The organism is Agrobacterium tumefaciens (genome assembly GCF_009649785.1).
GTDB lineage: Bacteria > Pseudomonadota > Alphaproteobacteria > Rhizobiales > Rhizobiaceae > Agrobacterium > Agrobacterium tumefaciens.
In genome coordinates, this window is record NZ_WJOK01000033.1 from 1 (window position 1) to 12,890 (window position 12,890).

A 12,890-nucleotide genomic window follows, 5' to 3' on the forward strand; every position below is an offset into this window, starting at 1 on the left:
GTAATATTTAGAGTAAATATTTTGTATTATTAAATTAGTTGAGATTTATATTGATTGTTTGGTGCGTGGCTGCGTTCAGATCGCGTGCAGGCAGAAGCGGCCCCAAGCGCCAACGCCAACACCACGCCGGCAGACAAAGGGGAAAGACTTGGCAAAAGCTGAGGGCGGCACATTTGTCCGGGCTGTTGGGACAGACATGCGGAAATACCGCTGGCAGCGTGTTCAGCGCTATCCTGAGGCAAGGCCGTATTAGAGGCTTTTTCTAGGGCAGTTCCGGGTACCGCTACGGGTTCTTGCGGGAGACGGGGGCGATGGTCGCCATCTGCAACAAAGTGCGCTCATTCGTGCGTTTGGCTCGCGCCAATGCATCGTCGCGGTCTTCCGGCAGCGTGTAGGTCATGTAGGACAGCGAGGTTTCGAGGTCGTTATTATTGTGTCCGAGGATGGCCGCGAAATAGCTGTTCTTGGTGACATGGGGCGGCGCGAAATTGTGATACGCCACCTCCGCATAAAGGTGCCGCAAGCCATAGGGCTTGGGCAGTTCTTCCTTCGGCCAGAAATCCTCGAACAGATTAAAAACCGTGTCCCGAAGCAGCAGGCGGGTTTCCGATGAAAAATCGTCGATCGACATGCCGTGCCACAGTTTTCCCTGCCCGCTTTCGCGCAGGCGCTGGTAGGCGGACAGGATGGTTGCGGAGCGTGCAAGGACCGGGATCTCGTAGGTAATCCCGAATTTCGTTCCTTCGCCCTGCTTCGTCTTGGCCTGGCCGTTAAACAGGATGCTCCATTTGGAAACGCCCTTGCCATAGGGAGCGGGTGAAAACTCGGCCTGCGTAAAGACCTCGTAGGGGCGTCGCCCCGTCATGCCGATCAGGCCGATGCCGATCATCAGCGGATCGTTGGACTGGAGGCAATCGGTGCAAATCTTCAGAACCTGCCGGTAATTTTCGAACGTGATCAGCGCACCATGCTTATTGGCGATCTTCTCCATCTTGACCCGGCGCGCATCGTCGTACATCGCTGCATCGCCGGTGGCGATCTTCAGCATCGGATGGTCGTCACCGAAGGCTTCGCGGATGGCGTTACGATATTTGGTGATGTAGGAAATGATCGTCGTCTGGGCGCGGCCCTTCATGACGGCGATTTCGGCGTCCCACAAGGCCTGCATCTCTTCTTTCGAGCCCAGGCCGTTCATCGCTGCAATAAAATCCGCGATCCGCAAAAGCACTGTCGGCTTGCGGCCGGCGGTGTTGAACTCCGCCCGTTCGATCTTTTCGACAATGGAGGTCGCCACGCCGGTTTTCGGATAGTCGGCCCGCTCTATATAGGTCTTCAGCCGCTCCCGCAGCTTTTTCATGTTGCAGATGGCAAGCGGGGTGCTCTTTGCTCCAAATTCGGCCTTCAGGGCATAGCGATATTTCATGATGTAAAGTTCGAGCGTCTTTTCCGTGCGGCCATTGTCGAAATGGTAGCGGACCTCTGCGTCCCAAAGATCGCGGATTTTTTTGTTTCGCAACGCCTCGCTGCTTTTCATCGCCTCCCTGACCCGACCGACGAACTGGTCGATGCGTTCCACGAGAACTGGAGTTTTGGTCTTTCGTGCGAGCATGCGGCGGCCCCTGAACCGGTCGGGAAATATAAAATCTATGATTGGCAATCAACAGAAGCATGGTTGCGGAAATGCCATGGATATCCGCCGCCAGCATATTTCTTTTGAATAATAGTTTAATCGATTCCGCAAGTATGGCCGTGATGCGTGGAACCTTCAAGGAAGGTTTGCGAGCCGAGATCGGTAAGTCGGGGAGCCGGCATCCTGCCGGCGGCGCTTCGGGTGATTGAATTCTGATGGAAGTATGGGCTTCGGGAATTCTCCCGAAGCCGCAGAGGTTGCGACAGCCTATTTCGGTAGCCGGGTTTTCAGGGAGGTCACGATGCGCTTGGCAAGCCCCTCATAGTCCTCATCGAAATGGTGGCCACCTTCGATGCCGACCGTCTCCACGCCCTTTGCCTTCAGGCCGGGGCAGGGGTCTTCATCCTCTTCCTCCGTGCCATAGACGCATTGCACCAGCTTCGGATCGATCTTGACGATGTCATCGATGGTCTTGCCGCCCTTGCCTTCGCCGGCAACGCCGAGCCAGCCCTGGACGGAAATCTCGAAATCGACTTCGGTCGAAAGTCCAAGCAGCGTCAGCTGCACGACATGCGATTTCGCGCGTTCGGGCAGGAGATTATAGGTGGCGGGAATGATATCGGCGCCAAAGGAATAGCCGATCAGCACGACGTTCCGAACCTTCCATTCCTTGCGGTAGGTGTCGATGATGCGTGCAAGGTCATTGGCCACTTCCTGCGGTTGTTTTTCTTTCCAGAAGTAACGCAGGGCATCGACGCCGATCACAGGTATCCCCTGCTTTTGCAGCGCGCCGCCGACTTCCTCGTCCAGATCGCGCCAGCCGCCGTCACCGGAATAGATCACCGCCATGGTGTCCATCGCCGGGCTCGTTTCGAGAACCGTGATCGGCAGGCCTAGCGGGCTGCTGGTGTCGCCCGCCGCATCGACCTTGTCGGACAGGGTCTGGGACAAAATCTCATCCGCCTTGCCTGTCACATCAGTCACTTCGATATCGGGATGAAGCTTCACCAGGGCGTTAACGTGGTCGCGGCCCTTCTGATCCGCATCGGGCGTGAACAGCACGCTGACAGGAGCTGGCAGCGGGCCATCGGTCAGGCCATAAACCGTTTCACCGTCCACCTTGTCCTTGGTGGCGGGGGTGCAGAGTATCTTCTCAAGCGGCAGGCCAGCCTTGGGGTCAACCGCGATGGCTTCCTGAACGGTGGAGACCGGGCTTTGCGCGATCATGGCGAGCGCCAGCGTTCCGCCCTTGCCGATGCCGGTGAGGATAGGCTGGCGATAGCTGGCGGTCCCGGCGGTGCGCTGGATCTGCTGCGACAGCGACTCGATGTCCGAGATCATATAGATACACTCGTCATCATCGGCCTCGAGTGCCTTCAGATATTCCTTGAAATCGATGCCGACCACCGCGGCACCCTTTTCTACCAGTGCTTTGGCGCGTTCTTCGTCGGTGCCGGTCCATCCTTCCGCATCGGAAATCAGGAAGACGCTGGCGAGAATTTCACCATCCGGCACCATGATGTGCTCGGCGGGGATCATGCCAGTGTCATAGGCTGGCTTGTCCTGCGAAAAGGCGGCGCTGGAAGCAAACAATGGGGAGAGGAACAGGGCGGAGGCGGCAAGGGCTGCCTTCAGCATGCTGTATTTTCTCATTTTCCGATCACTCCTCTGACACCGCCACTGATCAGAACCGTCGCGTCCATCAGCGCCAGAGCGGCGTCTGCGCCATTCTGTACGGCGAGGTAACGCGGTTCCCATTTCGGGTGGAACTTCGTCTTGAACGCACGAAGGCCCTTAAAGTTGTAAAAACGTTCGCCATGTTCGAAAAGCGTGCTGCCAATGCGGTCCCAGACCGGTGCCGCATCGCGCTTCGACATGCCGGACATGGGTGCCATGCCGAGATTGAAGCTTTCATATCCCGCCTCGCGTAGATGCTGCATGATGCTGACGAAGAGGAAATCCATCGAGCCGCGCGGTGCATCCGGTGAAAAGCGCATGAGATCGACGGTGGCTTCCTTTTTCGTGTCCGTCACCATCAGATTGGCGAAGGCGGTGATCTTGCCATCCTTGCGCAGCACGGCGACGGGCTGGGAGAGAATGTAGTTGGGCTCGAACGCACCGAGAGAAAATCGCTTTTCCCTTGTATTATGGTGGGTGAGCCAGCCATCCGAGACCTGCTTGAGATCATCCAGAATATCGGCAACATGCGATTGCTCGACAACTTCGAAGGTCAGCCCGTCGCGGGCGCCGCGGCTCAGTGACTGGCGAAGGGTTGCGAGCTTGCCGCCCTTCAATTCGAATGCGGTAAGATCGACCAGCGCCAGTTCGCCAAGCTTGAAGGCACGCAGGCCCGCATCGGCGCAATGGGACAGGAGGAAGGGCGAAATCTGGTAGAAGGCGGCGCGCGCACCCGCCGAACGGGCGGATTCCACGAATTGCCAGACCAGATCGGGAAAATCCTCCTCGTTGCCGACGGGGTCGGCGAAGGCTATCCATGATCGGCCCTGAATGCCGTACATGATGAAGGCGCTGCCGCTTTCGGAGAACATCACATGCTTGTCGCCCATGCGCACCAGATTGGCATCGGCCGAATCCTGCTGCATGACGATGTCGGTTGCACGTTCAACGTCTTCCGGCTGGATGGAATCCGGCTTGAAAGTGACCGGCCGCATCAGGCTGAAAATTGCAATGGTGGAGGAAGCGAGCACCAGGCCGAGAAGGGCGCGCAGACCGCGCGGTGCTTCTTCGGAGAACTCGAATTCCCACCACAATGTGTGGCTGTAATCGGTGTCGCGGTAGACGAACAGAAGGATCGTTGCCGCGCCGGCGATGATGACGGCCATAGCGGCGAGCCAGCTCGGTCCCAGCGCCTGTTTGACCAGCGAGGCATGACGGTTGAAGCTGCGCATATTGAGGGCGAGCGCCGCGATGAAGATGCCGAGGAAGATTGCCTCGAAAACGGCGATCGCCTTCACCAGCGACAGGATGAGCGCCAGCGATGCGGCGACAAGGGCAATCCACCACGCCCCATCCAGCCGCTGCCCGAGGCCGCGGGAGGCGACAACGAGGCCAAGGCCGAGAATACTCGTCAGAAAGTGCGCCGCCTCGATGATCGGCAGTGGCACGAAATTCGACAGGAAATCCAGATTGCTGCCGGGCGTCGGCGTCACGCTCGAAAAGATCAGCATGGTGCCGAGAATGATCGCGAAGGTCGAGAGCAGCGGCGGCGCCAGCCGCACGGCAAGCTGGCTGATATCGGAGACCACCGGCTTGGCCGCGAACTGCTTCATTTCGGAAACGATCATCACCAGAATGGCAACAACCAGCGGCAGGACGTGATAGATGACGCGATAAAGAACGAGGCTTCCGAGCAGCTGATCGACGCTGATCGCGTTGCCGAGCCCGGCTACCATGACCGTTTCGAACACACCGAGACCGGCGGGAACGTGGCTGAGAACGCCAAGGCCAACGGCGGTGGCATAGATCGCGAAGAATGTCGGCCAGCCGAGATGCGTCTCGGGCAGGAGCACGTAAAGCACGGAGGCGGAGGCGGCGATATCAAAGGCGGAGACGAGGAACTGGCGCGAGGAGGTGCGGCTGTCGGGAAGGCGCAGTCGCCATTTGCCGAGCCGGATCGCCTTGCCGTTGCGGCCGATATAGGCGGTGGTAACGAGAACGGCAATGACGGCGAGCGCTCCGCCCCTTAGAACAGTCGGGTCGAGACCGATGATGGCGGCGATGCGTGGTGCGACGATGAAGGTCGAAAGGGCGCTGACCGACAAAAGGCCCAGCCCGAAGGACAGCGTGACGAAGGCGATGACACGGGCGATGTCACCCGGCGAAAGTCCCAGCCTGGAATAGGCGCGAAAGCGTATTGCGCCGCCGCTCAAGGGGCCAAATCCAGCAGTGTTGCCGATGGCGTAAGCGGCAAAAGCGGTGGCCGCCATGGACGGGAAGCGCACCTTTTTGCCGACATATTCGATCGCGTTGGCGTCGTAGAAAATCAGCGACAGGAAGCTCAGCGCCGTAAAGACCATTGCAAGAAGAATGGCCGGAAGCGAAGTGTCCAGAAGAGCTGCGATCACATCATCGTACCGCACTTCGGATGTGAGGCGGTAAATCGCAAACGTCATCATCACGAAGATGAGCGTAATGGCGATGGCCGTCAGATAGGGCCGGTTTCTGGCAAAGAAGCTTTCAACCGGGGATTCGGTAATATCGGTCTGTATAATTTCGCTCTTGTCTGCCATTTGCTTTTTCCAGCGCCAGTCCCTTGGTTGGCGAACCACAGGATTGTGTCGCTAATTCGTTTCGGTTGAGGAAATTTGCTTAGCAGAAATGCGTGACGTGTCGATGTGAAGTTTGGCGACAAACCAACGAGATTTTCGCCGTTAAAATGAAAAATGCAACCAAAAAGAGCGATGTTCAAATTTTAGATCAAAAACTCCGTGAATTAATCGTTCCGATTGCTTGGAGGCGATGTTTGATGTGATTAAACGCTTCTTTCAATTGAAGGAAATGCAAAATGAACCTGCCTACAAGAATAGTAATTTCGCTGATCGCAGCCCTTTTGGTGGGCGGCGGCTACATGGCTTATGACAAGATGCGGGGCGCCGAATGGGTTGTTTCGCCGCAGCAGATCGCTGATGCGAAGGCCGGCGGGCAGGCCGGATATGAATCGCGTCCGGGAACAGTGACCGTTCTGCCGATCCGTAGCGAGACGGCGGATGTACTGCCGATCAAATGGGCCATTGCTGGTCTGGTCGCAGGCCTGCTGGCGTTTCGGTCCACGGGCAAAAAGAAAGCGGCAAAGGCCTGAGGCCTGCCGCTTCATGTCTCCGGCACGGAAGTCCGGGGAGAATGCCAAAGTCGGGGCGCGTTACGCGCCCCACGTTTTCTCCAGCACGCGAACCCAGTTGCCATGGCAGATCTTGGCGAGTGCGGCGTCGTCATAACCGCCGTTGCGCAGGGCTGTGACCAGCAATTGCAGATCGGCCGCATCCTTCATGGCTGCTGGAATGGTGGTGCCGTCGAAATCCGAACCGAGTGCGACGTGATCGATTCCGATGCGGTTGACGATATAGTCGACATGGCGGACCAGTTCGCCAAGATCGGTAGCCGGGTTCTTCACGCCGTCCTGGCGCAGGAACAGAACGCCGAAATTGATGCCGGCAAGACCGCCTGTGTCGCGGATCGCGTCCAGCTGGCGGTCCGTCAGGTTGCGGCTGTGGTTGCACAGCGCATAGGTGTTGGAATGGGACGCCACCAGCGGTGCGTCCGAAATCTTCGCGATGTCCCAGAAACCCTGTTCGTTCATGTGCGACAGGTCGACCATGATCTTCAGTTCGTTGCAGGTCTTTACCAGCCGTTTTCCGGCATCGGTGAGGCCGGGGCCGATATCCGGTGTCGACGGGAAGCGGAAGGGAACGCCGTAGGCGAAGATGTTCGGGCGGCTCCAGACCGGGCCGAGCGTGCGAAGGCCAGCCTCGTGGAGAACATGCAGCACATCCAGATCGGCGCCGATCGCTTCTGCGCCCTCGATATGGAAGACGGAGGCAAAGGCGCCCTCTGCCATCGCGCTGCGGATCTCGGCGGCCGTGCGGCAGACTTTCAGCGCACCGCCTGATTGTTTCTCGGCGCGGAACAGCAGGGCTGCCATGCCAAGCGTCGCCTTCAGCGCGTCCGCTTCAGCCGGTGTCGTGAAGTCGCCGTTCGCGTCCTTCTCCATGCTGGGCGAGGGGACGTAGATGGCGCAGAGGCCACCGGCCAACCCGCCCTTCCTGGCGCGCGGCAGGTCGATGTGGCCGACCGTATCACCCTCGATGAGAAGCGTTTCGGGAGAGGCATTGCCCGATCGCCATAACCGCAGAAGCACGTCGTTGTGGCCGTCGAAGACGGGTACGGTTTTTTCATCGGTCATGGTCATTCACCTTTGGATACGGGCGGGGCGCGGGCGCGCGGTCGTCAGACTTTTGAGAATTGGTAGAGGAAAGGTCAAGGTCGGAGCAAATGCAATCCGTGCATAGGCTCTGCCAAATTTGGAATTGGTCGCGCCTCGTTTGCTCGTGGTAATCGCGGGAAAACATAAAAAAAATGACTGGATTGGGGCGAACCCATACCGTTTCCGAAAAATAAGGTCCGAAAGGGGATTTTCGATGATTTCAAGACGCAACCTGCTGATTGCCGGCGCTGCCGTACCGTTCCTGTCCTATGCGCACATTCCGGCATTTGCTGCGACGCCCAAGGATATTCTGGTGGTCGCGCAGCAGCTGGACAACATGACGAGCCTTGATCCGCATGAGGGTTTCGAAGCCGTCGGCGGTGAAATCATGTCCAACATGTACCAGAAGCTGGTGCGGGCGAACCGTGAAGATTCCACCAAGGTCGATCCGGTCATCGCGAAGTCCTGGGAAGCCGATGCGGAAAGCAAGGTTTTCACCTTTGTGATTGGTGACGATGCGACCTTCTCGAGCGGTGCGAAAGTGACCGCGGAAGACGTGGCCTTTTCTCTGCAGCGCGCCATCAAGATGAACAAGAGCCCGGCCTTCATCATCGGCCAGTTCGGCTTCACGCCTGACAATGCCGAAACCACCATCGTTGCCGCCGACGAAAAGACAGTGAAGCTGACGACGGCAAAGCCGACCGCAATCTCGTTCCTGCTCTATTGCCTCTCCGCCAATATCGGCGCGATCGTTGAAAAGAAGGCCGTGCTGGCAAATGCCTCGGGCGAAGACCTCGGCAATGGCTGGCTGCAGAAAAACAGCGCCGGTTCCGGCGATTTCATGTTGCAGGCCTGGAAGCCGAGCGAGAGCGTAGCGCTCACCGTCAACCCGAATGGCCCCTACAAGGGTAACATCAAGCGCGTCATCCTGCGCCATGTCACCGATCCGTCTTCCCAGCTTCTGATGTTGCAGAAGGGCGATATCGACATTGCCCGCGACCTGACCTCGGAACAGCTGCGTACCGTCCAGAACGACGCCAACATCGAGTTGCAGCGCAAGAGCATCGCCTCGCTGGTGCTGATCTCGCTTAATCAGGGCAATGAGAACCTTGCCAAGCCACAGGTCTGGCAGGCCATCAAATGGGCGCTGGACTACAAGGGCATGCAGGAAAACATCGTGCCGCTGACGCACAAGGTTCACCAGAGCTTTGAGCCGGAAGGTTTCCCCGGCGCCGTCAACGACACGCCGTACCAGCGCGATGTCGAAAAGGCCAAGGCGCTGATGGCGGAAGCCGGTCTTGCCGACGGTTTCGAAATCACCATGGATCACTATTCCGCCCAGCCTTACCCGGATCTGGCGCAGGCCATCCAGGCAAATCTTGCCGATATCGGCATCAAGGTGCGTCTGCAATCTGCCGAGAACCGTCAGGTTCTGACCAAGATGCGCGGCCGCGAACACCAGATGGCGCTTTCCGCCTGGGGCACGGATTATTTCGATCCGCATTCCAATGCCGATGTCTTCAACATCAACAAGGACAATGGCGACGACGCCAAGTCCAAGCCCTTCCTGTGGCGTTCGCGCTTCAAGAACGACGACTTTGCCGCGAAGGCAGAAGCCGCCCGTGACGAGAAGGACCCGGCAAAGCGCATCGAGCTTTATGAAGCGCTGCAGCGCGAGCACATGGAAAACAGCCCCTTCGTCTTCATGTTCCAGACGACGAAGACGGCCGCGTTCCGCAAGGGCGTTTCCGGCTTTGAACTAGGCGTTCTCTCCGAGGGCAATTCCTACCACGATGCTAAGAAAGCGTAACATTGAACAAGCGCGTCAAAAGCATATCGTCGACACTGAGCAGCGTCATTCTGACGCTGTTCGGGTTGATGGTCATCACCTTCCTGATCGGGCGCGTCATGCCTGTCGATCCCGTCATTGCGGCAGTTGGCGACAACGCGCCTGAAGACGTCATTGTGCGGGTTCGGGCCGAAATGGGCCTGGACCAGCCACTGGTCGTTCAGTTTTTCCACTATGTGTCGCAGGTGCTGCACGGTGATTTCGGCAATTCCATCCTGACCCGCAACCCGGTTTGGATCGATATCAAGCGCGTTTTCCCCGCCACCTTCGAGCTTGCTACGGCAGCACTCATTCTCGCTGCGCTGATCGGCATTCCGCTCGGCGTCTGGGCCGCCGTGAAGCAGGGTAAGTTGACGGATCAGATCATCCGCGTCGTCTGCCTTGCCGGCCATTCCGTGCCCGTCTTCATGCTGGCGCTGATTTCGCTGCTGGTATTTTACGCCACGCTTGGCGTCGCACCCGGACCGGGCAGGCAGGACATCATCTATGACGGCATGATCTCGCCGGTCACGGGCCTGATGACGGTCGATACGCTGCTTGCCGGCGACTGGGACGCGTTTTACGACGCCATCGCCCACATGGTGCAGCCCGTCTGCATCCTTGCCTATTTCAGCATGGCCTATATCACCCGCATGACACGCGCCTTCATGATCGATGCGCTGAAGGGCGAATATGTCATTACCGCCCGTGCCAAGGGGCTTTCGGCAATGACCGTTATCTGGGGGCACGCCTTCCCGACGGTTGCCGTACAGCTCGTCACGGTTCTCGCACTCACCTATGCCGGCCTTCTGGAAGGTGCCGTGGTGACAGAAACCGTCTTCAGCTGGCCGGGCCTTGGCCAATATCTCACCGTCTCGCTCATGAACGCGGACATGAACCCTGTCGTCGGAGCGACCCTGTTGATCGGCCTGATCTATGTCGGCCTCAACCTGCTCGCAGACGTACTTTACCGAGTAATGGATCCCCGCGTTCGATGATGTTAGCAACTTTCAGAAACTGGGCTCTGGATGAGACGCCGCATTCCCGCAGGCAAGCTGCCTGGGGAAACCGGTACCGCATCTGGCTGAACCTCAAGTCCAATCCGCTGGCGGTGGTCGGTCTCACGATCATCATCGTCTTCATTGCGCTGTCGCTGCTGGCGCCGTTCATCGCGCCTTATGATCCGGCCGCGCAGAACCTCGGCAACCGCCTTGCCTTCCCGAGTGCCGAGCACTGGTTCGGCACGGATGAGCTGGGTCGCGACATTCTTTCCCGCATTCTCTATGGTGGTCGCGTCACGCTCGGCATGGTCATTGCCGTCGTCGTTCTCGTTGCGCCGATCGGTCTCGCCATCGGCTGCATCGCCGGTTATTTCGGCGGTATCGTCGATACGGTGCTGATGCGGGTGACCGATGTGTTCCTGGCCTTCCCGCGCCTCATCCTGGCGCTTGCCTTCGTCGCGGCGCTGAAGCCTGGCGTCGAAAGCGCCATTCTCGCCATTGCGCTCACCGCCTGGCCGCCCTATGCGCGTCTCGCTCGCGCCGAAACCATGACGGTTCGCGGCAGCGATTTCGTTGCGGCCTACCGGCTGACAGGCGCTTCCGCCTGGCGCATCATCGCCCGTCACATCGCGCCGCTCTGCGTGCCGAGCCTCATCGTGCGCATCACGCTCGACATGAGCTCGATCATCATCACCGCCGCAAGCCTCGGCTTCCTCGGCATGGGCGCGCAGCCGCCTTCGCCGGAATGGGGTGCGATGATTGCGACGGCCAAGCGCTTCATCTTCGAACAATGGTGGGTCGCCACCATTCCGGGCATCGCCATCTTCCTCGTCTCGCTCGCCTTCAACTTCCTTGGCGATGGTCTGCGCGACGTGCTCGACCCGAAGGGACATTGAGCCATGCTGGTCGAAATCGAAAATCTGAAGATCGCGTTCCAGACCCGCACCAGCCGCTTCGAGGCGGTGCGCGGTGTTTCCATGAAGCTCGGAACAGAAAAGCTCGGCATCGTCGGTGAATCCGGTTCGGGCAAGAGCCTCACGGCGCGCGCGCTGATGAAGCTTCTGCCCTCCAATGCCGATATCAGGGCCGACAAGCTCTCCTTTGACGGTATCGACGTGCTTTCCGCCAGTGAAAAGCAGATGCGCCAGATTCGAGGAAAACGGGCAGGTTTCATCCTTCAGGATCCAAAATATTCGCTGAACCCGGTCAAGACCATGGGTGCACAGATCGCGGAAGCCTGGCGCGCCCACAAGGGCGGCAGCAAGCGTGCGGCCATGGAGGCGGCAATCGCTCTGCTCGATCAGGTGAAGATCCGCAATCCGCGCCAGGTCGCTTCGTCCTACGCTCACGAGGTTTCCGGCGGCATGGGCCAGCGTGTCATGATCGCCATGATGCTGGCGCCCGATCCCGAGCTTCTGATCGCCGACGAACCGACGAGTGCTCTCGATGCCACGGTGCAGGCGGAAATCCTGCGGCTGATCGAGGAGCTGGTATCGGAACGCGGCATGGGTCTCATCCTCATCAGCCACGACCTACCGCTTGTCTCGCATTTCTGCGACCGCGTGGCTGTCATGTATTCCGGCCGGGTGATGGAGGAACTGAAGGCTTCCGAACTCCTGAAAGCCCAGCATCCTTACACGCAGGGTCTCTTGAACTGCATTCCCTCGCTGACGCATCCGCGCGAGCGTCTTCCCGTTCTCAACCGTGATGCAGCGTGGTCCAGCCTATGATCGACGTCGAAAATCTCCGTATCAAGTTCGGCGACCGTGAAGTGGTGAAGGGCGTGTCCTTTTCGGTCGAAAAGGGCGGCAGCTTCGGCATCGTTGGCGAAAGCGGCTCGGGCAAGTCCACCATCCTGCGCGCCATGGCCGGCCTTAATGAAAGCTGGGAAGGCCGCATCGCCTTTGCCGGCAAGGATGCGCCGCTGAAGCGCACGCCGGAATTCTTCCGGCAGGTGCAGATGGTGTTTCAGGACCCCTATGGTTCGCTGCATCCGCGCCAGACCATCGACCGCATTCTCAGCGAATTGCCGTTGGTGCACGGCATGGACAATATCGAAAAACGCATCCAGCAGGCGCTATCGGATGTGGCCCTGCCGCAGGCAGTGCGCTTCCGTTACCCGCACCAGCTCTCCGGCGGTCAGCGTCAGCGCGTGGCGATTGCGCGTGCGTTGATTGCCGATCCGCAGGTTCTGCTGCTCGATGAGCCGACTTCGGCGCTCGATGTTTCAGTGCAGGCGGAAATCCTGAACCTGTTGCAGGATCTGCGGGCGGCGCGCAACCTCACCTATATCCTCGTCAGCCACAATCTGGCTGTTATCGCGCATCTGTGCCCACAGGTGGGCGTGATGCTGAATGGTGAAATGGTCGAGCAGCTGAATGCAGGCGATCTACGCGAAGGCCGCACAAAACACCCGCATACAGAAGAGTTGCGCAGCCTGAGTATCCGGCTGGAAGAGCCGGCTTGAGCCCCCGTCGCACATAGATCGAG

The 12,890-nt window shown here is 58.9% G+C and carries 10 protein-coding genes; 6 read left to right on the forward strand and 4 right to left on the reverse strand.

What is annotated here, in order from left to right; translation table 11 throughout:
* Positions 1–283: 283 nt before the first annotated feature.
* The 3 genes from telA to mprF all read right to left on the reverse strand — a co-directional run bounded on the left by telA (position 284) and on the right by mprF (position 5,880).
* Positions 284–1,609, reverse strand: coding sequence for a telomere resolvase TelA (gene telA, locus GH784_RS24530; protein ID WP_065702585.1), 1,326 nt, complete (start codon positions 1,607–1,609; stop codon positions 284–286).
* A 288-nt stretch (positions 1,610–1,897) separates the two neighbouring features.
* Entirely contained in the window at positions 1,898–3,268 is a 1,371-nt protein-coding gene (locus tag GH784_RS24535; protein WP_410170284.1) for a virulence factor, read from the reverse strand.
* Positions 3,269–3,279: 11 nt separating this feature from the next.
* Positions 3,280–5,880: a bifunctional lysylphosphatidylglycerol flippase/synthetase MprF gene (mprF, locus tag GH784_RS24540; protein WP_065662125.1), complete on the reverse strand. Its 2,601-nt coding sequence runs from the start codon at positions 5,878–5,880 to the stop codon at positions 3,280–3,282.
* Between the two features lie 275 nt (positions 5,881–6,155).
* Between mprF and GH784_RS24545 the strand changes: the two genes are divergently transcribed.
* On the forward strand, positions 6,156–6,449 hold the full coding sequence (locus GH784_RS24545) for a hypothetical protein (RefSeq protein ID WP_065702586.1): 294 nt from the start codon (positions 6,156–6,158) through the stop codon (positions 6,447–6,449).
* Positions 6,450–6,509: 60 nt separating this feature from the next.
* Here the strand turns inward: GH784_RS24545 and GH784_RS24550 are convergent, their stop codons facing one another.
* On the reverse strand, positions 6,510–7,550 hold the full coding sequence (locus GH784_RS24550) for a dipeptidase (RefSeq protein ID WP_065702633.1): 1,041 nt from the start codon (positions 7,548–7,550) through the stop codon (positions 6,510–6,512).
* A 235-nt stretch (positions 7,551–7,785) separates the two neighbouring features.
* Here GH784_RS24550 and GH784_RS24555 point away from each other — a divergent pair, with 235 nt between their 5' ends.
* From GH784_RS24555 to GH784_RS24575, 5 genes are read left to right on the forward strand one after another with little or no spacing between them, the layout of a single operon-like run.
* Complete coding sequence (locus GH784_RS24555) at positions 7,786–9,381, forward strand: ABC transporter substrate-binding protein (protein WP_003514121.1); 1,596 nt, start codon at positions 7,786–7,788, stop codon at positions 9,379–9,381.
* A 2-nt stretch (positions 9,382–9,383) separates the two neighbouring features.
* Positions 9,384–10,397 carry an ABC transporter permease gene (locus tag GH784_RS24560; protein ID WP_003514118.1) on the forward strand — a complete coding sequence of 338 codons (1,014 nt, stop codon included), beginning with the start codon at positions 9,384–9,386 and terminating at the stop codon, positions 10,395–10,397.
* The gene (nikC, locus tag GH784_RS24565) at positions 10,394–11,296 is read left to right on the forward strand and encodes a nickel transporter permease (protein ID WP_003514116.1); all 903 of its coding nucleotides are present in this window, start codon (positions 10,394–10,396) and stop codon (positions 11,294–11,296) included. Before GH784_RS24560 ends, nikC begins: the two co-directional genes overlap by 4 nt.
* 3 nt (positions 11,297–11,299) lie before the next feature.
* Positions 11,300–12,130, forward strand: coding sequence for an ABC transporter ATP-binding protein (locus GH784_RS24570; RefSeq protein WP_003503986.1), 831 nt, complete (start codon positions 11,300–11,302; stop codon positions 12,128–12,130).
* Positions 12,127–12,867, forward strand: a complete 741-nt coding sequence (locus tag GH784_RS24575; RefSeq protein ID WP_003514115.1) for an ABC transporter ATP-binding protein — start codon at positions 12,127–12,129, stop codon at positions 12,865–12,867. The genes GH784_RS24570 and GH784_RS24575 overlap by 4 nt, the downstream gene beginning before the upstream one ends.
* The last annotated feature ends 23 nt before the right edge of the window (positions 12,868–12,890 follow it).

Bases quoted from the DNA above. Each gene is read 5' to 3' on its own strand.
- telA (WP_065702585.1), bottom strand. From the start codon at position 1,609: ATGCTCGCACGAAAGACCAAAACTCCAGTTCTCGTGGAACGCATCGAC.
- GH784_RS24535 (WP_410170284.1), bottom strand. From the start codon at position 3,268: ATGCTGAAGGCAGCCCTTGCCGCCTCCGCCCTGTTCCTCTCCCCATTG.
- mprF (WP_065662125.1), bottom strand. From the start codon at position 5,880: ATGGCAGACAAGAGCGAAATTATACAGACCGATATTACCGAATCCCCG.
- GH784_RS24545 (WP_065702586.1), top strand. From the start codon at position 6,156: ATGAACCTGCCTACAAGAATAGTAATTTCGCTGATCGCAGCCCTTTTG.
- GH784_RS24550 (WP_065702633.1), bottom strand. From the start codon at position 7,550: ATGACCGATGAAAAAACCGTACCCGTCTTCGACGGCCACAACGACGTG.
- GH784_RS24555 (WP_003514121.1), top strand. From the start codon at position 7,786: ATGATTTCAAGACGCAACCTGCTGATTGCCGGCGCTGCCGTACCGTTC.
- nikC (WP_003514116.1), top strand. From the start codon at position 10,394: ATGATGTTAGCAACTTTCAGAAACTGGGCTCTGGATGAGACGCCGCAT.
- GH784_RS24570 (WP_003503986.1), top strand. From the start codon at position 11,300: ATGCTGGTCGAAATCGAAAATCTGAAGATCGCGTTCCAGACCCGCACC.
- GH784_RS24575 (WP_003514115.1), top strand. From the start codon at position 12,127: ATGATCGACGTCGAAAATCTCCGTATCAAGTTCGGCGACCGTGAAGTG.